Raw genomic sequence first — 19,491 nt, forward strand, 5'->3', positions numbered from 1 at the left:
CGTAAATATACAGTGGTTTTCAATTTTATAATAAAAATATTATTTCACTTTGAAAGAATTCCCGTTCCAAAGATAAGTTTTTGACAAACGTTTAAATTTCTCGCGCTCTTTTTCATCCTTTTCCATCTCCTCCATATTATAAATGAAAGCATTCGGAATTCCGCCCTTATCATTAGGGAAAATGAATTCTTCAGTGTGATAATATACATCTGCATCGCCCACATTCATCAACTGAGGCAAAGCAATAAGTTTTTTATTTTTAAACAGAACATATTGGTCGTAACTAGCAATGCCACAAGCCTCACCGGAAACCATCGCCTTTAAAGTGAAATCAACACCTTTCAGTTTATGATTGCTTTCAACCGTAAATGTTCCATAACTTAAACTTTCGCCCAAACCGGTTTCAAAAGAAACTTCATCCTCTAAAGTTTCGCCCGTAAGCATTTTTATGGATGCATAGTTCTGTTTGTATTTCTGATTGTATTTTTTATCCGTCCTGTCCTCAGTTTTTGTGATTCCAAAAAGAAAATCGTAACCATTTTTATTTCTAAAACCAACCGCAAGATTTCCGCCCCAGATGAATCCTTCGAAATTCTGACCGTTTTTCTGATAAGATATTTTGTACCAGTTGGCACCTCTTTCACCTAATTTCAAAACTTTTTCTTCTTTTCTGAGAATCAGAATCTGCTGATTGGTTTTAAGAGAATCCAAAATCTGAGCGTTGACATCAGGAGATTGTCTCACTCTCGTATAATCGGTAAAAACCTTTTGCGTTTTGTTGTCTTCAAAATGAAAAACACCGTTGGCGTAAATCTCACTATCCTGAGCGGAAATGATTTGGATCAAACAGAAGAAAAGTATGGTGAGGAAGGGTTTCATTTTGTGATATTGAGGCTAAGGTTGAATTTGAGGTTGAGGCTGAGAATGAATCATAGCGGTAGCGCTTCGACTGCGCTCAGCGTGACAGCAATTACTTATAGGATTACAGTTGGTTACTGAGCGGAATCGTAGCTTTTGGAATATCATAAATCTACTTTTCAAGAAGAAGGCTTACCCATTCTTCACGCTGCAGTTTCTTTTTCAATTCCAGATTATTCTCTTTACAGACTTCCAGAATATCATCCACATCAAAGAAACAAAGGCCAGAAAGCAAAAGTTTTCCTCCCTCATTCAATACATTAACGTAGGTTGGAATGTCTGAAATCAAAATATTTCGGTTGATGTTGGCTAAAATAATATCGTAGTTTTCTTTTCCTAAATTATCGGCAGTTCCGAGTTCGATATCCAGCTCTACTCCATTTCTTACTGCATTTTCTTTGGAATTTTCAACTGACCATTCGTCGATATCGATCGCTTTGGTGTCACCGGCTCCGATTTGTTTTGCATAGATCGCCAAAACGGATGTTCCGCAACCCATATCCAAGACTTTTTTGTCTTTAAAATCAATATCCATCATCTGCTGAATCATCAGGTGCGTTGTTGGATGATGCCCAGTTCCGAAAGACATTTTTGGCTGAATAATAATCTCATGCATTCCCTCCACAGATTGATGAAATTCTGCTCGGATTAACACCTTATCGTCAATGTTAATCGGTTCAAAATTCTTTTCCCACTCTTCGTTCCAGTTGATATTAGGCATTTCTTTATAAGTGTATTCAATTTTCACATCATCATTTTGAAACAGAGGCAAAGCTTTAAGGTTTTCTTCTTTAAATAAATCTTTCTGAATATATCCTAAAATACCATGAATTTCTTCTGTGAAACTGTCGAAACCGATCTCAATCAATTCCGCCATTAATATATCGCCCCAAGGTTGAAGTGGTTCTATTTTAAAATCGAATTCCAAATAATTTTGCATGTGAGTAATTTACTGCAAAAATAGGGAATTTGATTTGAGATTTGAAGTTTGAGATTTGAAATTAGTGAGCAGGGTACGGGATGGGAGATTTCGGCAAAGGTCGAGGCTGAAAACATAACCAGCTTGATGAGTGACGATAAATTTTGTCATTTTGTCAGTGTGTTTTTATGTGCTATCGAGATACACTCGAGATACCCTTTGTATACCCTAAACTATTTTTACAGATTCCTACCGCTGAACGTGATATGACAAATTGACTGAAGATGTTTTGGTTTTAAAATAGCTTTCAAGATACAATGCTACGTGAAATTTTATAATTATGTTTGTGTACTGGATTGATTTTTTTTAGAAATTCCAAACAGAGTTGGAAGACTTTTCGAAAAGGAGCGGTTACGGATTGCAAATCCGCGACATCGGTTAAATGTCGTTGCAATTCACGTACCCTGTCATACAAAAACACATAAGTAAATGTATAATAATGAAGATTTTTTAAAGGAAATTAAAAATAATATTGAAAAATTTCAATTTCATATAACTCTTGTACAAAGTTCTGAATCTCCAAGATTTGCTTATACTATAGGAAATTTAGAGAATTTTAATTTTGAGCTAATTTTAGCAGGTAATGAGAACTTTTTAGCTAATGACATTATAGAAATTTTTAATAAAATCATTTTAGATCTTAAGCTGAATTCTGATGTCTCAACTTTTTACTCTGAGACTGAAAAGTTAGGAAAATTCAAGATTTCAGAAATTGACCGTTCATGGACAAAATTAATGATGCTTGGAGTTTACGATTACTACAATATTAATGATTTTAGAGCTTTTCAAATATTACCTGATAATCATCACCATACATTGGATGTACCAAACATGATGTTACCATGGAACTCAGAAGACCAAATATGGAAATGGTTAGATGATAAAATCGAATGGGATCTAAAAGTACCTCGTAATTCTAAAGTCATTACAGAGATAGATGTATTATTTGGAGATAAAATCACCGAAGTTACAAGATGGGAAGCTGACGAGTGGGAAGCATTCACACAGAACGGAGAAGATGTTGATGAAGATTCCATGAGAATCATTCCGATAAATACATTAATTGGAATCGATGCATCCGCAAAAAATATTTTAGATCTAAGTATCGAACACGGCTTATGGCGAGAAAATGATGAATCGGATTGGAATGAATGGAAATAAAGAAAAAAAATTTAATGGTCACTAGCAAACTGAGATTTTTCTCTCGCTTTGCAAAGTCTCACGACTTTGAGTGACCTACTTTCATAAGATTTTATCTATATTAAAATATTATCGAAACCCTGTCGATCAAACAAAAAAACCACAGCAAAAGCCATGGTTTCATTTATTTTAAATTAAAAAACTCTACTTCGACGCCTCATCCAAAATCTGCAGATCTTCACTATCCAGATTTAATTGTGGTGCCGCAAATAAAGTTTCCAGCTGATTTTCACTTGTAGCACTTACGATGGGAGCCGTGATGAGCGGATTTGCCAGCAGCCACGCCAGAGAAACCGTTGCCGGACTGGAATTGTGTTTTGCACTCACCTCATCCAAAGCCTTGAGAACAGCTTTTCCTTTGTCATCAAAATATTTTCTTACCCCTTCGCCTCGGGTTGTTTTAGCAAAATCTTCCTCGCTGCGGTATTTGCCTGTGAGAAAACCTGCTGCGAGTGACCAGTACGTGAAAACGCTCAGGTCAAAATCCTTTACCAACTGTTCATATTCGTTTTCAAATTTTTCTCTTTCCACCAAATTGTAATGAGGCTGTAAAGCGACGTATTTCGGGAGCCCGTTCTTTTCAGCGGCTTCAAAAGATTCTTTGAGTCTTTCCGGAGAAACATTGGAAGCAGCGATGTAGCGTACTTTTCCGGCTTTGATAATTTCGTCGTACGCTTCAAGAGTTTCTTCAACGGGCGTTTTGTTGTCGTCAAAATGGGTGTAGTACAAATCAATGTGATCGGTCTGAAGGCGCTGCAGAGATTCATCTACAGATTTCAGAATATGTTTTTTGCTGATGTCAAAACCGTGTTCCTTTGTTTCGGAGCCGACTTTAGTTGCGATCACAAGATCGTTTCTGTTGTTTCGTTCTTTCATCCATTTCCCGATGATTTCTTCGGATTGTCCGCCCTTTCCGTTGACCCACCATGAGTAGGTATCTGCGGTGTCGATAAAATTAAATCCCGCATCAGTAAACTGATTGAGAATATCAAAAGACTCTTTTTCATTAAGTGTCCATCCAAAGACGTTTCCTCCAAAATTGATCGGTGCCACAGAAAGGTCTGTGTTTTTGATTGTTTTCTTTTGCATAATTTATTTTTTGATTAAGATGAGTATAAAGGTAAGGATCTATGGTAGGAAACTTATAAGAATACCATTGATAAAGGGTTTTGGAGTGATAGATAGAGCTTATGTTCTTTTGTCTTGAAATCGAAGATTCGACGTAGTCAAACAAAAGAACCAAAAATTCAAGACTTGAAAACTCCGGCTAAAATTTTGAATAATTTCCTAAAATTTCCAAACTCGGGCGGATAGAAATGTTAAACTGTTTAACAGAGATTTTGCCGCCACTCAAACAGTGGAAATTTTTTAACGGAAATTATTCAAAATTTTTTAACGCCCTCCTTTTCTATGTCAATCCATATCAACTATTCTTGTAAACTTAATAATATTTCAACCTTAAGTAGTCAATTTTAACAAAAAAATAGCGGACAAACCGCCCGCTACTACTTTATAAACAATTCAAGTCTGAAAACCAAAATCTTAAATCTCAATCTCAAATATTACGGATTCGTAGAGAAAATAGAACCGTTTGCGATCAGCGCTCTTCTGTTCATTTTCAGAATATCTCTTACCCATTCTGCGAAGTCTTCAGGCTGAAGAACTTTGTCGGGATTTCCGTCTGTTAATCCACCTTCAATAGACATGTCAGAAGCAATTGTACTTGGCGTTAACGTTACCACGCGGATGTTTTGCTTTCTCCATTCAGCCATCATGGATTGAGATAGTGAAACCACTGCCGCCTTGGATGCTGCGTAGGCCGACATATTCGGACCGCCTTTCAAACCTGCTGTTGATGCTACATTGATAATATCGCCTTCGCCTTTTGCTTTCATGAAAGGTTGAACTGCTTTTGCTGCATAATAAACTCCGAAAAGATTGGTTTTGATCACCTGTTCCCAAACTTCAGAAGACATTTCTTCGATGCTGCCAAAGTCTCCGATTCCTGCATTGTTGATGAGAATATCAACACCTCCCAATTGCTCTGCGATCTGTTCGATTCCTGCTTTCACATGAATTTCGTTATCTATACTGAAAACTGCGTACGTTGCATTTACACCTAATTTCTGAATTTCGTCAACAGTCATTTTTAGATTTTCCTCATTTCTTCCGGTAATCCCAATATTCACACCTTCATTGGCAAGAATTAAAGCCACTGCTTTTCCCAAACCTCTTCCACCACCTGTGATGACGGCATTTTTTCCTTTTAAATTCATTCTTTAATTTTTGAAGGTACAAATTTACGAAACCTATTTTTTAAACACGCGTTTATATTTTTGATTTCATAGAAATGTGTTATAATGAAATTCTATCTGACAGTTTTTAACGCGGTGAGCGCAAGGATTTTTGTCTAGTTCTCTGCATTTTTTGGGTCGCAGGGTCGTGTCACTCAGCAAAGTCGGATTTCGCATAAAAGCAAGCGCAGACAAAGATTTTTTTATAGTAATTTCTGTAATTTTTAAAGGACGGTGCTAATAATTTCTGGCTAAAGCCAACTCTTGCTCATTTCTTTTTAAACGGGCTAAAGCCCATTCCTATTGATTTTACCAAATAATCATTACAATAGTATTCTTTTTTTAAAATAAATTATTGGCTCTTAAACTGAAACTTTTTTCAATCTTAAACATCAAGACCGGCAACATTGCTGAGGCCGGTCTTAACTGAAGTATAGTAAAAAAAAATGAAATAATCTAAGGAATCAAAACAGAATTCTGAACCTCAAATTCTTCCGTTGCGGTAAATTCGTTTCCGTACATATCGTGGGCTTTAACCTCAACTTTATGCTTACCAAGGGTTAATTTATTTCCAAATCCGCCAACCCAAATATGTTTTGACTGTTCCGGGTTTGAAGGTCTTCTTCCCGCAAAAAGTGTGTCTGTAGAATCCCATTTGAAAACCGATTGGGCAAAATTCGGGTCGATGGTTTCGTTGTATTCCATTTCTTCCCATTTTCCGCCGTCGATTCTGTATTCTACTTTGTCTTTTTTGCTTCCCATGAAGAAGTTTGCCAAAACCTTAGCAGAAGTTTTTGATGGATAAGGAATCACTTTCGGAACATACAGTTGAATCTGATAATCTTCAGGTTTCCCCGCAGTTTTGTATTTAACTTTATACTGATTATCATTAAAACTGATGAAAGAATATCCTTTTGCAGTACCGTCTCTCATGGTGGAAGTCGGTAAACCGATCTCGTCTGAAGTTCCGGACCACCAGTCGCCGCAGGTTGTTCCAACGTTGTATTCGTGAAGATCTTTTGCTCCCGTCCAGCCCTGAGCTTTTCCGTAGAAAATCTGTTGCTGAATATGTGTGTGAGCCGACAGCATCAGTGCATTTTTGAAAGGCGACAAAGCATCAAACAATTTCTGACGGTCAGCATTTCTAAAATTATCTTCATTGTTGTGTTCCAGAGGAATGTGGAAGGAAATGACAATTAATTTGTTTTTATCAACCAGTTTCAAATCATTTTGAATAAACTGAATCTGATCTTCTCTGAAACCTCCCCAATAGCCTTTTCCATCTCTTGGATCTGGGTACAAAATGTCATCAAGCACCATGAAATGTACATTTCCGTAGTTGAAAGAATAGTTTGCCGGCCCGAAATTGGCTTCAAAAGTTTCGTCTGAAAGGTGATCTTCTTTGGCATCATAATTCATGTCGTGATTTCCCATCACATTGTACCAGGGCAGACCAATTTCTTTCATAATGTCTGCGTAAGGTTTTTGTAAACTCAGATCATCACCCACCAAATCTCCCAAACTGATGCCGAAAACTGCATTTTTCTTAGTCGATTTCACCTCATTTACGATCGCTCTTTTGAAATAATCCAATTGTTTTTCTGTATATGGCTGCGGATCTCCGAAAACCAGAATATCGAAATTTTTGCTTTCGTTCTGTTTAAATAAGCCAAAATTCAACTCTTTTGGAAGCGATCCCGTAGGTGCAGTTCCTTTATACTTAAAATCTGCCGGCGAACCTTTTGGTTTGTACTGATAATAATACTGTGGAAGATTATTTTGGTTTAAACCTACCATATAACCTGAAGGTTTAATCACGAAAATTGTTTGTCCGTCTGCGATTGGCAAGCTGTACTTTCCGTTTTTATCCGTTAAAACCACCTGAGCTCCGTTGGAAACTGCTACATTTTCAATTCCTTTTTCTTTACTTTCTTTTTTCTGATTTTTGTTTACGTCTTCATAAACATATCCTGAAACTGAAGTCTGCGCTAAAGCCATCGATGAAATCAGCAATGCCGGAATGATATATTTTAAATTCATTTTAATTTTAATTAAATTTTTGACAGAAAAATTATTTGTTCCACCACATTTTAGAGTTGATATTATCTCCACCCAAAGCCTGACTTGCAGCGACGTAATTGTCATAATTCTGGATTTTGGTCTGGGTAGGATACATCATTCTCTGTGGCATCTGCCCGTTGTTGAAAAGACCACCGTTATTCGGCAATACCGGGAAACCTGTACGTCTCTGCTCATACCACTGCTGGTGATCTACAAAGAACAACCCAACATATTTCTGGAGCATGATTCTTTCTAAAGTACCGTTATAAGCCACTTTCGGATTAGAAAAATACGTTGCCGGAACCGTGGCTCCCCATTGCTCTAAAGTAGCTTTCACACCATTCTCATAAAAAGTCTGGGCATTTCCGGTAATAATTCCTTTAAATGATAATTCTGAAAGGATAAACTGCAATTCTGCATACGGCATTACCAAAATCTTCAGCGGAGCTTTAGCTAAATTCTGATTCAGATTCGAAGGCTGATAATTGAAAGTTGATCCTAAAGCATATCCAGACGGAGCACCTTTATATCCAATATTGGCATTGGCCGGAATCGATTTAGCCTGAGTAAAAAACATGCTGAGCCTCGGGTCATTATTATCAACCAAAGTCTGTGTGAAAAATTCTCCCGAAGCTCTGTAAGCAGTAAAATCCTGGGGTCTCGCAATTGGCGGCAAAAGGGGCGCAACACCCGAAATATCCAGTAGAGCTCCATCTGCATTGTTCTGGAATATCGGATAAACAGTGGGATTATTTACAATCTCAGCGATTCTTTGATGTACATTTACTTCACCGTTTCGTTTTAAAATTCTTGTAAGAAGTCTTAAAGACATAGAATTACAGAATTTTTTCCATTTCAGAATGTTGGCAGCATTGGAATTGGCCTGATAGAAAAGATCACCTTCGCTCAGGGCTTTGGTGGTATCAAAAAGTGCGTTTGCAGTTTTTAAGTCGTCTAAAAGCGAGATATAAATATCTTTCTGCGAATCATATTTAGGTCTCATAATATCATCTTCCAGCCTTAAAGCTTCTGTCATGGGCACATCTCCGAAAGCATCGGTGAGGTTAGCCATAATCCAGGCATTCAACACTTTTGAAATTGCCAGATAGTTGTTATTGTTTTCTTTTGTGGCAGCCTCACTAAGCTCTTTTACCTGCTTTAGCCATCTGTAGCTGGTATTCCAGTACCCGTTTCCGGTAGATTCTGTCATATAATAACGGCTCACAGTATTTCCTTCACTCGGAAAATCTAAAGCAATCTGCATGATATCAAAAGTGAAATCGTCGGCTCTGTTGTACCCATACGAACCCATTTCGTATTGAATAGGGATAAGAAAACTTCCGACAGACGGTGTTTTTATTTTACTGGTATCTGTGTTGATCTCTTCAAAACTTCTGTCGCAGGAATTTAAACTGAAAACAGACAATGCTAATGCGGTTGATAAAAGTATTTTTTTCATAATGCTGATCTTAGAATTTTAAATTAAGTTGAAAACCTACCGTTCTGGCTGTAGGCAACTGCCCGATTTCTGCTCCAGGAGTGATTGTAGAATCGTTGAGCGCAGCAACTTCAGGGTCAAACATTGGGAAGTCTGTCCACATCCAAAGGTTTTTACCGAAAACTGCTATCGTAAGTTCTGTAAGTTTTAGTGGCGCAATGACATCTTTTGAGAATGAATAGGCAATTCTCGCATCTCTGAGTTTCACAAAAGAGGTATCGAAAGTATTGGTCTCAATGTTGGCTCTTCTGTAGTAATCGCCGTAATATGCAGCCAAACCGACAGATTTGGTATTTGGGCTGTAAGTACCGTCTGCATTAAGTACAACACCATCACCTATAATCATTCCATTTGCATTTTCTCTACCCATCAACGTATGCCCCAATTTACCCTGTTCAGACATTTTGTGGTGGGTTTGCGAATAAGCTACCCCACCGTACTGTCCGTCGAAAGAAAAGCTGAGTTGCCAATTTTTAAACTTAAAGTCATTTTGCAGACCTGCTCTCCATTTTGGAAAGGCATTTCCTACTTTTTCGATTTTATCGGGTCTTGACGGTAAACCTGTTGTAGCATCATACACTACTTCTCCGTCGGCATTTCTTACTAATTTAAAACCATACAAATCTCCCAAAGAACCACCCACAACTGCATTATAATATAAAACTCCTGCTACAGTAGAAATGGTATAATAGTTATCACCAGAATATTCTTCAGGTAGCGACATTATTTTATTTCTGTTCATAGACCAGTTTGCAGAGACATTCCAACTGAAACTCTGGGTCTTTACAGGATTGGCATTCAAGCCCATCTCAATACCACGGTTTCTGATTTCTCCGGCATTAATGATGCGACTTGAATATCCTGATTCTACAGGAGTGGTTACTGCTAAAATCTCATCAACTGTAGTGTTTTGGTACAAAGTAAAGTTGTAGCTCAATCTGTTTTTTAATACAGACAAATCCATCCCTGCTTCAATATTAGTATTTTCCTGCGGTCTCAGATTGGGAGTTACGAAAGTTGTAGGAGTAAGCACTGATCCTACAAAATCACTTGGTGTGTAGTACTTGTCAATATTATACGGTGTGGTTCCCAATCCAACTTTAGCCCAAGACGCTCTCAGTTTCCAGTAATTGAATTTTGAACTGGATAAATTAAATATATCCGAAAGAATAAAACTTGTACTTACCGATGGATAAAAGAATGAACGGTTATCTTTATTTAGTGTACTGCTCCAGTCATTTCTTCCTGTGACGTCTAAGAAAATCTTATTGTTATAATTGGCACTTAACAATCCGTAAACACTGTCCATCTGCTGATCGTTTGGTTTAGGAACTTTCGTAATGAGAGCCAAAGCATTATTGAGACTGTAATCTCCTGCCACTTTTAAGCCTTCAGCACGGAAATCCGTCATTACATACTGGTTGTAACGGATACTTCCTCCAGCATTAGCACTGATATTAAACTTACCGATGTCTTTTTTGTAGGTAATCAGTAAATCATTATTAAATTCATTGTTTTTAATGTACTGCTCTCTGTAGAAACCTTTCAGGTAATTGGCAGAACTGTAAGGTCTTTTTACGGTTCTTTCTTCATCCAGAAGTTCCATCCCTGAACGCAACATCACACTTAAATTTTTATTGAAATCATAGGTTGCTGTTACATTTCCGGTAATCAGTTTCTTGTCTACGCCATTCAACATATTATAAGCAATCAGATAAGGGTTATCAATAAATGAACTGAACGGATGTATCTGGTCCACCTCTACCTGTCCCGGTTTCCAGATGGGTCTGTACCAATCCAGATCTACATTGGGATTCTGGAAAATCATGAAATAAGAAATCGACTGATTATTGTATCCCGTTGCCGGAAGATTATCACTTTTTGTATTGGCGTAGTTTATTTTGGTTGAAATTCTGAATTTATCTGTCACCTTATGATCTAATGACACCTGAGCATTAAAACGGTCAAAACCTGTGTTTGGCATCATCCATTTATTATCCAGATAAGAAAGCGACGCTCTGAAACTCGTTTTATCTGTACTGCTTTCCACAGCAACGTTGTTGGAAGACGTCACTCCGGTTTCCCAAAAGCCTTTGATATTGTCTTTATAAGGTCTCCATAACTGTCTTTCTGCACTTTGACCACCTGTGGCCGGATCATACTGAAAGTAATACTGACCATTAAATTTTGGTCCGAACGCACTACTCGTTCCCCCTGTACTCACCCCATCAGGAGATGCACCATAGGAATAGAAAAACTGACCCGCTGTATTTTTTGCAAGTGTTCCCTGACCATACTCATACTGATAATCCGGCCATTTCAGGACTGAATCATAGCTCAAAGAACTGTTAAAAGAAACTCTAAGGCTTCCATTTTTACCTTTTCCGGATTTTGTAGTGATCATCAAAGCACCATTGGCAGCGCGTGAGCCATAAAGAGCGGCCGCAGAAGCACCTTTCAAAACAGTAACCGACTCAATGTCATCAGGATTAATACTGTTGAGACCATCACCTAAATCAACGGGTAAGTCACCTCCTGTACCTGCTCCATAAGCAGCTGTTCCGGTACCTGTGGTAGAATTGCTCAGTGGTATACCATCTACAACAATCAACGCATAGTTTCCGGCAAAACCAAATGTCTTTTCACCTCTTAAAGTAATTCGGGAAGAACCAAGAGGTCCGGCATTCGTACCCTGAACCTTTAAGCCGGCAACCCGACCTTCCAGACCTTGGGCCCAGTTGTTGTTCTGTATGTTTTCAAAAACTTCTGAATTAACCTTTTCTGCAACATAACCTAAGGATTTATCCTGTCTCTTAATCCCAAGAGCGGTCACCACAACCTCATCGATATTTTTTATGGTATCCTTCTTTATCTGCTGCTGAGCCGCCATATTGACGCTTACCAGTCCCAGAACAGACAGCAGAAGTAATTTTTGAGTCTCTTTACGCATATTCTTTTTTGTTTGCGCAAAATTAGAAAGCTATGGTGAGCATAAGTTTAATAACGTTTTAACATATTTTAAAGGATTTTTAAACACCATATTAATTTATGATTAACGGATATGCATAAACTTTTAGCAGACAGCAGTTTAGAAAAATGAATATTTTTTAATGCTGAAAACAAGCAGTTTTGCCGTACCTTTATTGTCTTTTCCTGAGAAAATAAAATATACCACACGCATACCTCAAACAGGGTTTTAATGGAATTTTTTTAGTATTTAGACAAAAAAATCTACCTAAAAAAGGCAGATTAATCTTAATTGAAAATGATAAGTTTATTAATTTTTCAATTTATCAGGAATGTTGGTGGTTACAAAATCTATTCCCTGAGCTTTTAAATCTTCGAAAATAATTATTTCATTTACCGTCCATGAATTGGTGATTAAACCTAAAGCATTCGCTTCTGCAATCCACGTTGGGTTTTTCTGAAAAACGCTGTAGTGATAATCCATTCCATCAAGACCATTTTCTTTGATCTGCTGAGGAGACAATTCGCCGTTCAGATACTGGACTTTAAAATCAGGAGCCAGTTTTTTGATTTGTTTACAAATATTTAAACTGAAAGAAATGTATTCACATTGATTTTCCAGCTTCATTTCACGAATCATTTTGATCGTTTTTTCCACCATTTCATTTTCAAGCTCCGGCGTTTTTACAGGCTTAATTTCTACAATCAGTTTCAAAGATTTATCTGATTTTCCTGCTCTCAAATAATCCTTCAGTGTAGGATATTTTTCGCCATTAGAAAGTTTTACTTTCGATAATTCCTTAAAATTCGTTTCCGAAATTTCCATTTTACCGTGATGCTCGTCGTGATTGATCACCAAAATACCATCTTTAGACATTCTCACATCGAATTCTGAGCCATAAATCTTCAAACCCTGAGCGTTCTGCAAAGCTTTAATTGAATTTTCAGTTGTCGGAGGATTGGTTTGGAAATAACCTCTGTGAGCGATAATTTGAGTCTGTGCATTCATAAAAGCTGTCGTTAAAACTGCGAACCCTAAGATAAACTTTTTCATATTTTAAATATTCTTCTTCATTAAATTTTTCTGATCAAAATAGATTTCATTTTAAAATAAATCTATAACCGTAAGACAAAATTAAAGTAATTGAGCGCAAAGGTAATAAGAGATTTTTTGATGTTCCCTAAAATCAGTTTAAACATTAGTTAAATTTAATCTTAATTTTAATCGTCAGAATTTCCTCAATACTTATTATTTTTGTTCCAAATAAACTCAGGTCATGTCCGAAAACATTCAGCAAAAAATAGAACAGCTCCGCAAAGAACTCAGTCAGCACAATGAAAACTATTATCTGATGGATGAGCCGAGCATTTCTGACCTTGAATTTGATTTATTGTTAAAAGAACTTCAGGATCTTGAAGCCAAACATCCAGAATTTCACGATGACAATTCCCCAACCGTTCGCGTGGGCGGCGGAGTTACCAAGATTTTCCCTACCATTCAGCATCAGTTCAGAATGTATTCTCTGGATAATTCCTATGATTATGATGATTTGGCAGACTGGGAAAAACGAATCATTAAAACCATCGACGAACCCGTAGAATTTGTTGCTGAATTAAAATACGACGGTGCCTCAATTTCTATTTTATATGAAAACGGAAAGCTGGTTCAGGCAGTGACGCGTGGCGACGGTTTTCAGGGTGATGAAATCACTGCCAACGTGAAAACGATTTCGGATATTCCAGTAAAACTGACGGGAGATTTTCCTGAAAGGTTTTTTATGCGTGGCGAAATTTATTTAACCCGAAAAAACTTCGATAAAATCAATAAACAGCGCGAGGAAGAAGGTCTTGACCTCTTTATGAACCCAAGAAATACAGCAAGCGGAAGTCTGAAAATGCAGGACAGTGCGGAGGTGAGAAAACGCAGACTCTCTTCGGTTCTCTACCAGTTTGTTTCACAGGAGGTTCCGGCTGAAACCCATTGGGAACTGCTTCATCAGGCTCAGGATTGGGGATTTACGATTTCAGCTCAGGCAAAACTTTGTAAAAATTTAGAGGAGATAAAAAAATTCATCATCTTCTGGGATACCGAAAGACACAATCTACCCTTTGAAATTGACGGCATTGTATTGAAAGTCAACTCATTAAAACAACAGAGACAGCTCGGCTACACGGCAAAATCTCCACGATGGGCGATGGCTTATAAATTTAAAGCTGAAAAGGTAGAAACCGAACTTGAAAAAGTGACTTATCAGGTCGGAAGAACCGGAGCGATTACGCCTGTTGCGAATCTGAAACCTGTTTTATTAGCCGGAACAACTGTAAAACGTGCTTCTCTTCACAACGAAGACATTATTAAGAAACTCGGTTTGCATGAACACGATTTTGTTTATGTGGAAAAAGGCGGCGAGATTATCCCGAAAATCGTTGGTGTCAACGAAGAAAAAAGAACATCAGACAGTAAAGAAATTGAATATATCAAATTCTGTCCGGAATGCGGCACTGAACTGATAAAACTGGAAGATCAGGCGATTCATTTTTGCCCGAATGATTTGCATTGTCCGCCGCAAGTTGTCGGAAGAATGATTCATTATGTTTCGCGAAAAGCTTTGAATATTGATAATCTTGGTGGCGAAACCATCGAGCAATTGTATAGAGAAAAATTAATTGAAAATCCTGCTGACTTTTATGCATTAACTAAAGAACAGATTCTTCCACTTGAAAGAATGGCTGAAAAATCGGCACAGAATATTATTGACGGGATTGAAAAATCGAAGGAGATTCCGTTTGAAAAAGTGTTGTTTGGAATCGGCATCAAACACGTTGGGGAAACGGTTGCGAAGAAATTGGTAAAAAACTTCAACACCATTGACGATTTGAAAATTGCAACGGCAGAAGAACTTTGTCAGGTAGAAGATATTGGGTTGAAGATTGCTGTCAGCATTGTAGATTTCTTTCATAATCCTGAAAATCTGTTGATGTTGGAAAGACTAAAATCTTATGGTGTTCAGCTGGAAAAAGGAGAAAACACAAATGAAGTTCTATCGAATGCTTTGGAAGGAAAAACGTTTTTGTTTACCGGAAAATTATCTCTATTCACCAGAGAATCTGCGGAAGAAATGGTTGAAAAACACTGCGGAAAGAATATTTCTGCGGTTTCTAAAAACCTAAATTATCTTGTAGTGGGCGAAAAAGCCGGAAGTAAATTGAAAAAAGCGCAGGATATCGGGACGATTACGATTTTGGATGAGCAGGAGTTTTTGGATTTGATTGAATGATAAACTATAAAATGATTACAGCAAGTAAAAAATATAAAATAGCATCGATAATATACTCTGTGATTCTGTTCTTTACTTTCTTTTTTCTACTGGTAATAATTTTTGCAAGTGGTCATAGAATTAATCTGGGAGCTGAATATTATGTGACAGGCCTTTATTTAATTGTAAATTCTTTTCTTTTACTTAAATTTCCAAAAATTCATAATTATAAAGCCAAATTATCAATAGGTTACATACTAATTACGATTCTAATCATAAACATTTTTTTTCACTCTATTTTATCTATGGTTTATTTAGTGAAAGTTTAATTTCCAGCTTTTACTTTTTCCTAATTGTAATGTTTATCACTTTCTTAACCTCTTCAATCATTAATTAATGAAATACTGAAGATGTTAAAAATAGTGAAGTTTGACAAAAGTTGAAAATAAATTGAAAGCCCCTAGCCCCGATGGGAACGGCATCCTTTTTTGGTATTGCGGTAGAATCGTGAATCAAAAATACTTCACGTCGTTCGCAATGACAAAAAAAGATATAGTGGACAGCGGGAAATAGCTCCTAAAAAAAAAACTCTCAGATTTAATTTTCTGAGAGTTTTTTATGTCTAATTCTGATTTTTCTTCAGCCACTCCAATCTACGCTGGTCCGGAAGATGTTTTACGGAGAAGTTTTCGAATGTGGCTTTGAAGCCTTTTCCGTCGGGACTTGCGGCCATAAATCCGACTTGTACAGGCGTGTTGTCCTGCAAATAGGCATTACGCATCATCACATATTCCTTATCGTCAAAGGAATAGAAAATCTCCACAGCATCGAGCCTTCGGACGGCTTTTATCCAGACAAAAGGCGGTGTTTTTTCTAAAACGATCACGCTCCAGTCGCTGGTATTATGCGTAACCACGGTACTCAGATTATACTTTCCGTCTACGAATTCTACTCCTGCTTTGATGTAATTTTTCGCATCAATCCTCAGCATAAGACCCATCTGGTCGAAGCGGGCTTTGTAATCTCCTGTGATTTTCACTTTGGTTTCAAATTCGCCGCCGTAAGTTGAGTAATAAAATGGTGCGTCGTCAACCGTAAAACCATAATGCGAAATCCTCCAGTAATCGCTTTGCGGCGTAACGTTCATTATTAGTTTTTTATCTTTAATTTCCCATTGTGAAGGTTCGTTAAACCAAGTCATTTTTTCGAGAGACTGTGCTTTTAGAACTTGAAATAAGTTGAAAAAGATGATCGATGAAAGTATTATTTTTTTCATTTTAATCTAATTTATAATTCCCGTATTTCTCTACAAGGATTTCCAACCGCCAAAACATTTGCCGGAATATCTTTCGTTACCACACTTCCCGCCCCGATGACCGTATTGTCGCCAATGGTGACACCCGGAAGAATGCTGCAGCCTGCGCCAATCCAGACATTATTGCCCACCGTGATTGGATATGCGTATTCTAAAGCTTTGTTGCGGTGTTCCACATCGAAAGGATGTCCGGCGGTGTAAAAACCGCAGTTGGGAGCGATAAAAACATTGTCTCCGAAGGTTACTTTTGCACAATCGAGAATCACGACGTTGACGTTGGTGTAGAAATTCTCGCCAACCTCAATATTGTAGCCATAATCGCAGTAGAAAGGCTGCTCGATATGGAACATTTTTCCGGTTTTGCCGAAGAGTTTTTTGATTAAGGCTTTTCTTTCTTGGAACCTGGAAGGCTGGAGATGATTGTATTCAAAACAGAAGTCTTTGGTGATATTTCTTTCTTTGATGAGATTTTGGTCTGACGCATCGTAGATTTCTCCGCTCAGCATTTTTTCTTTTTCGTTCAGATTATTCATTGTATTTTTACTTTGATAATGAGCAAATGTATGGTGTTCGGCTGTTTTTATCAATACTGATTTATAACCAATTTTATATGAGAGCAATTCAATCCGACCTCAACGAAAAACTCCTGCAACAGAAATTCTCTTCCACTTCTGAAAAGGAAAATCTTCAGCTACAAAAATGTCAGGAAATTGCACAGAATTGTGCGGATTTAGAAAACGGTATTGCCGTTCTGAGCGACCTTCAAAATAATAAAAGCTATGTTTATTCCGGAAAAATTGCCGATGAACTGAATATTTTTCAAAAACAGAAAAGTAAAGAAATTGAAAGCATTTGGGAGGAAGAACTTTTTTCTATTTTAAATGCGGAAGATGTTTTGCAGAAACATTTATTGGAACTTCAGTTTTTTCAGTTCATCAAGACGATTCCGTTTGAGGCGCACAAAGATTACTGTGTCGTAAGCAGATTGAGAATTGCCGGCAACCCAAATCAGAAGTCGCTTTTGCATAAGATGTTTTACTTCACCAACGCTGATGATAAAAATGTGGAACTGGCACTTTGTCTTTATCATTTTGACTTTCTTAACTCTTCTCTTCATCACGGGATGATCATCAATACGGCGAACAGTTCTGTCATTCATCAGACTGAAGACGGGAACGCTTCATTTTTATCGGTTCGGGAAAAGGAAATTCTGAAGATGATTCAGGATGGGAAAAGAAGCAAGGAAATTGCGGATTTGCTTTTCATCAGTATCAATACGGTGAATCGTCATAGGCAGAATATTCTTGAGAAACTGCGTGTCGGGAATATGACGGAAGCCTGCATGATGGCTGCAAAACTGAGGTGGATTTGATTTTTGGCAATGCCCATTCTAACATCCCGCACCAGATTTTAAATTTTAATATTTATCTTAATTTTATTCAAACAATTCATCATGGATTTCCTGAAAGACCATTCTATACAAAACGAGCTTGTTCTGATTTTCATTTCTGTGTTTCTCGGTCTCTGCATCGGTACAGAAAGAGAATACCGGAATAAATCTGCAGGTTTACGCACTTTTATTCTGGTTTGTTTTGGGTCCTGCCTCTTCACTATTCTCTCCATAAAAATTGGGATCAACGATCCAGACCGTCTTGCCGCCAATATAATTACCGGAATCGGATTTTTGGGAGCGGGAGTCATTTTCAAAGGTGACAATAAAATCGATGGAATTACCACAGCAACCACGATCTGGGCAACCGCTTCAATTGGAATGGCAGTGGGCGCAGGCTACGTTTACCTATCGCTTTTAGGAACTGTTTTGGTTTTATTGATTTTGAGCTCGCTCACCTATTTTCAAAATTACATTGATCAAAATCATAAAATAAGAGAATACAGAATTGTGGTTACCAAACAGGAAGATTTAGAATACTGCGAGAATCTGTTTAAGAAAAACAATCTGAGATTCAATGTGGTAAAACAGTCTTTTTCAAAAGAAAATTCCAGCACGAGCTGGCTGCTTACGGGTAAAAATAAAAACCACGAAATGCTGATTCAACAGATGATGCAAGACGGGAGAATAAGCTCTTTCCAGTTTTAATTTAAAACACTTTAAATCTGCGGGTTAGAGATTTTTTTACGAAAAATTTAAACCGATATTAAAAAAAACATTAAAATCCAATTTCACATTAGATTTTATGATTTATTTTTGTGGCACTAAAAACACCACATCCGAAGGTCTTTCATGGAAAAATTACTCAGTATTTACAAGTCTATCAAAGAAGTATCACACGAAGAAGCTCAATACCATGTGAGTAAATTCGAAAAAATCATTTTCCCGAAGAAAAAACTGATTCTGAAAGAAGGAACAACGGAAGATTATCTGTACTTCATCGATCAAGGCATCATACGGTTTTTTGTAAATAAAACGCATCCCACAGAGCCATCCAGGGAAATTACATTTTCGTTTATAGCCCAAAATATGTTTTGCAGCGCCTATGATTCTTTTATCACCCGCCTTCCCTGCATTTATAACGTTGAAACCGTACAGGAAACAACGGTGTACAGAATTCATTTTGATGATTTGCAGGAATTATACGCAAGATCTGCGGTTGGAAATTTCATAGGAAGAATCTCTGCCGAAAATCTGTATGTAAAGAAAACACAGCGCGAAATATCTTTATTAACACACAGTGCAGAAGAACGTTATCTAAATCTGGCGAAAGCTTATCCCAGCTTCATTCTGGATATTCCTTTAAAACATATCGCATCTTACATCGGGATTACTCCACAGGCATTAAGCCGCATCAGAAAGCGCATTGCGTTAACTTAGGTTCATTTCATCTGTCTGAAATTTTTCATTATTTTGTGCTGTCAAAAAAATATGATGAAAATTTTGATGATGGATTCTCAGACTGTTCCCAGCATTGAAGTAATTTTAAATTGACGGTCTAAAAACACGCAGACAATGCAAAAACCCTTTCGATTAAAATTCAGGAGGGTTT

The 19,491-nt window shown here is 37.4% G+C and carries 15 protein-coding genes; 5 read left to right on the forward strand and 10 right to left on the reverse strand.

The features are described 5' to 3' along the window. Nucleotides 1–39: 39 nt before the first annotated feature. Nucleotides 40–879 (reverse strand): SH3 domain-containing protein, encoded by an 840-nt coding sequence (locus tag ASG31_RS13280; RefSeq protein ID WP_056033424.1) that lies wholly within the window; start codon nucleotides 877–879, stop codon nucleotides 40–42. Between the two features lie 151 nt (nucleotides 880–1,030). After that, a complete protein-coding gene (prmA, locus tag ASG31_RS13285) occupies nucleotides 1,031–1,858 on the reverse strand; it encodes a 50S ribosomal protein L11 methyltransferase (protein WP_056033427.1) in 828 nt (275 codons plus the stop codon). 468 nt (nucleotides 1,859–2,326) lie between these two features. On the opposite strand from prmA, the gene ASG31_RS13290 reads away from it, so the two are divergent. Further along, complete coding sequence (locus ASG31_RS13290; protein WP_056033430.1) at nucleotides 2,327–3,058, forward strand: DUF4262 domain-containing protein; 732 nt, start codon at nucleotides 2,327–2,329, stop codon at nucleotides 3,056–3,058. A gap of 183 nt (nucleotides 3,059–3,241) precedes the next feature. Here ASG31_RS13290 and ASG31_RS13295 read toward each other — a convergent pair whose 3' ends face one another. From ASG31_RS13295 to ASG31_RS13320, 6 genes are all read right to left on the reverse strand, one after another. Continuing rightward, a complete protein-coding gene (locus ASG31_RS13295; protein WP_056033432.1) occupies nucleotides 3,242–4,186 on the reverse strand; it encodes an aldo/keto reductase in 945 nt (314 codons plus the stop codon). A gap of 473 nt (nucleotides 4,187–4,659) precedes the next feature. Continuing rightward, complete coding sequence (locus ASG31_RS13300; RefSeq protein ID WP_056033435.1) at nucleotides 4,660–5,373, reverse strand: 3-ketoacyl-ACP reductase; 714 nt, start codon at nucleotides 5,371–5,373, stop codon at nucleotides 4,660–4,662. A 474-nt stretch (nucleotides 5,374–5,847) separates the two neighbouring features. Next, nucleotides 5,848–7,431, reverse strand: coding sequence for a calcineurin-like phosphoesterase C-terminal domain-containing protein (locus ASG31_RS13305; protein WP_056033438.1), 1,584 nt, complete (start codon nucleotides 7,429–7,431; stop codon nucleotides 5,848–5,850). 31 nt (nucleotides 7,432–7,462) lie between these two features. Further along, on the reverse strand, nucleotides 7,463–8,911 hold the full coding sequence (locus ASG31_RS13310) for a SusD/RagB family nutrient-binding outer membrane lipoprotein (protein ID WP_056033441.1): 1,449 nt from the start codon (nucleotides 8,909–8,911) through the stop codon (nucleotides 7,463–7,465). 10 nt (nucleotides 8,912–8,921) lie between these two features. Then, nucleotides 8,922–11,900 carry a SusC/RagA family TonB-linked outer membrane protein gene (locus ASG31_RS13315; protein ID WP_056033443.1) on the reverse strand — a complete coding sequence of 993 codons (2,979 nt, stop codon included), beginning with the start codon at nucleotides 11,898–11,900 and terminating at the stop codon, nucleotides 8,922–8,924. A gap of 327 nt (nucleotides 11,901–12,227) precedes the next feature. Then, the gene (locus tag ASG31_RS13320; protein ID WP_056033445.1) at nucleotides 12,228–12,971 is read right to left on the reverse strand and encodes a glycerophosphodiester phosphodiesterase family protein; all 744 of its coding nucleotides are present in this window, start codon (nucleotides 12,969–12,971) and stop codon (nucleotides 12,228–12,230) included. A gap of 223 nt (nucleotides 12,972–13,194) precedes the next feature. On the opposite strand from ASG31_RS13320, the gene ligA reads away from it, so the two are divergent. Next, entirely contained in the window at nucleotides 13,195–15,195 is a 2,001-nt protein-coding gene (gene ligA / locus ASG31_RS13325; protein ID WP_056033448.1) for an NAD-dependent DNA ligase LigA, read from the forward strand. A 601-nt stretch (nucleotides 15,196–15,796) separates the two neighbouring features. On the opposite strand, the gene ASG31_RS13335 is transcribed toward ligA, so the two are convergent. Together ASG31_RS13335 and ASG31_RS13340 are read right to left on the reverse strand one after the other, a co-directional pair. Further along, entirely contained in the window at nucleotides 15,797–16,450 is a 654-nt protein-coding gene (locus ASG31_RS13335) for a DUF1349 domain-containing protein (protein ID WP_056033455.1), read from the reverse strand. Between the two features lie 11 nt (nucleotides 16,451–16,461). Continuing rightward, on the reverse strand, nucleotides 16,462–17,022 hold the full coding sequence (locus tag ASG31_RS13340; protein ID WP_056033458.1) for a sugar O-acetyltransferase: 561 nt from the start codon (nucleotides 17,020–17,022) through the stop codon (nucleotides 16,462–16,464). Between the two features lie 77 nt (nucleotides 17,023–17,099). On the opposite strand from ASG31_RS13340, the gene ASG31_RS13345 reads away from it, so the two are divergent. The 3 genes from ASG31_RS13345 to ASG31_RS13355 all read left to right on the forward strand — a co-directional run bounded on the left by ASG31_RS13345 (nucleotide 17,100) and on the right by ASG31_RS13355 (nucleotide 19,319). Then, on the forward strand, nucleotides 17,100–17,861 hold the full coding sequence (locus tag ASG31_RS13345; RefSeq protein WP_056033461.1) for a response regulator transcription factor: 762 nt from the start codon (nucleotides 17,100–17,102) through the stop codon (nucleotides 17,859–17,861). An 81-nt stretch (nucleotides 17,862–17,942) separates the two neighbouring features. After that, nucleotides 17,943–18,587 carry an MgtC/SapB family protein gene (locus tag ASG31_RS13350; protein ID WP_056033464.1) on the forward strand — a complete coding sequence of 215 codons (645 nt, stop codon included), beginning with the start codon at nucleotides 17,943–17,945 and terminating at the stop codon, nucleotides 18,585–18,587. A 144-nt stretch (nucleotides 18,588–18,731) separates the two neighbouring features. Next, nucleotides 18,732–19,319, forward strand: coding sequence for a Crp/Fnr family transcriptional regulator (locus ASG31_RS13355; RefSeq protein WP_056033468.1), 588 nt, complete (start codon nucleotides 18,732–18,734; stop codon nucleotides 19,317–19,319). The last annotated feature ends 172 nt before the right edge of the window (nucleotides 19,320–19,491 follow it).

It is taken from the genome of Chryseobacterium sp. Leaf404 (genome assembly GCF_001424145.1).
Lineage (GTDB): Bacteria > Bacteroidota > Bacteroidia > Flavobacteriales > Weeksellaceae > Chryseobacterium.

Excerpts from the sequence above, each read along its gene's own strand:
- prmA (WP_056033427.1), bottom strand. The coding sequence starts at position 1,858 with ATGCAAAATTATTTGGAATTCGATTTTAAAATAGAACCACTTCAACCT.
- ASG31_RS13305 (WP_056033438.1), bottom strand. The coding sequence starts at position 7,431 with ATGAATTTAAAATATATCATTCCGGCATTGCTGATTTCATCGATGGCT.
- ASG31_RS13280 (WP_056033424.1), bottom strand. The coding sequence starts at position 879 with ATGAAACCCTTCCTCACCATACTTTTCTTCTGTTTGATCCAAATCATT.
- ASG31_RS13355 (WP_056033468.1), top strand. The coding sequence starts at position 18,732 with ATGGAAAAATTACTCAGTATTTACAAGTCTATCAAAGAAGTATCACAC.
- ASG31_RS13290 (WP_056033430.1), top strand. The coding sequence starts at position 2,327 with ATGTATAATAATGAAGATTTTTTAAAGGAAATTAAAAATAATATTGAA.
- ASG31_RS13295 (WP_056033432.1), bottom strand. The coding sequence starts at position 4,186 with ATGCAAAAGAAAACAATCAAAAACACAGACCTTTCTGTGGCACCGATC.
- ASG31_RS13350 (WP_056033464.1), top strand. The coding sequence starts at position 17,943 with ATGGATTTCCTGAAAGACCATTCTATACAAAACGAGCTTGTTCTGATT.
- ASG31_RS13345 (WP_056033461.1), top strand. The coding sequence starts at position 17,100 with ATGAGAGCAATTCAATCCGACCTCAACGAAAAACTCCTGCAACAGAAA.
- ASG31_RS13315 (WP_056033443.1), bottom strand. The coding sequence starts at position 11,900 with ATGCGTAAAGAGACTCAAAAATTACTTCTGCTGTCTGTTCTGGGACTG.
- ASG31_RS13310 (WP_056033441.1), bottom strand. The coding sequence starts at position 8,911 with ATGAAAAAAATACTTTTATCAACCGCATTAGCATTGTCTGTTTTCAGT.
- ASG31_RS13300 (WP_056033435.1), bottom strand. The coding sequence starts at position 5,373 with ATGAATTTAAAAGGAAAAAATGCCGTCATCACAGGTGGTGGAAGAGGT.
- ASG31_RS13320 (WP_056033445.1), bottom strand. The coding sequence starts at position 12,971 with ATGAAAAAGTTTATCTTAGGGTTCGCAGTTTTAACGACAGCTTTTATG.
- ASG31_RS13335 (WP_056033455.1), bottom strand. The coding sequence starts at position 16,450 with ATGAAAAAAATAATACTTTCATCGATCATCTTTTTCAACTTATTTCAA.
- ASG31_RS13340 (WP_056033458.1), bottom strand. The coding sequence starts at position 17,022 with ATGAATAATCTGAACGAAAAAGAAAAAATGCTGAGCGGAGAAATCTAC.
- ligA (WP_056033448.1), top strand. The coding sequence starts at position 13,195 with ATGTCCGAAAACATTCAGCAAAAAATAGAACAGCTCCGCAAAGAACTC.